This window comes from Vibrio sp. 378 (assembly GCF_033339435.1).
Map to the genome: position 1 here is coordinate 1 of NZ_JAWOUO010001095.1, position 534 is coordinate 534.

The 534-nt window shown below is 32.6% G+C and carries 1 protein-coding gene; it reads left to right on the forward strand.

What is annotated here, in order from left to right:
- Positions 1 to 346: 346 nt before the first annotated feature.
- The coding region (locus R7Q48_RS30570) for a hypothetical protein (RefSeq protein WP_411979320.1) at positions 347 to 534 on the forward strand (188 nt) is incomplete at its 3' end.

The window sequence follows — 534 nt, forward strand, 5'->3', positions numbered from 1 at the left end:
CTGTGTTACTAGTTTGAAGTTGTTGTCAGATAATTCTGATAACCGTCGTTTCATATAAATTTAAATATCATAATCAGTTACCTTTCACCTATCTACTAATTCATGTTTTAAATCTAACGATATAGCCAGATCCTATGGTTTTCGAACGTTATAAATTATTGGATGTGCAATTATAAGATTATATATCTACCTATTTATGGTTATTAAATAAAAAATTGACCATATCGTGACATTTATTGATTAATTGTCGTCAAAAATTCGTCGCCTCAAAATTTTGACGATTTTGTGTTCATTTTACTCTCGGTAATTCATAAGAATTTTATATAAATTGGAAAGTACTGTGTCGATGGTTCAGCGTTGTTTTACCTTACTCTTAGTTGCCTTATTTACCTCTGCCAATGCTCTAGCTGCAGGAGAGGTGGAAATTTCATTTAGTCCTGCTTCTGGGAGTCATTATGAAAATGGTGAAGAAATTTCGTATTCGATTGAGGTAAAAAATACAACGGCGGACACAATTGCAGATGTCGCAGTGAT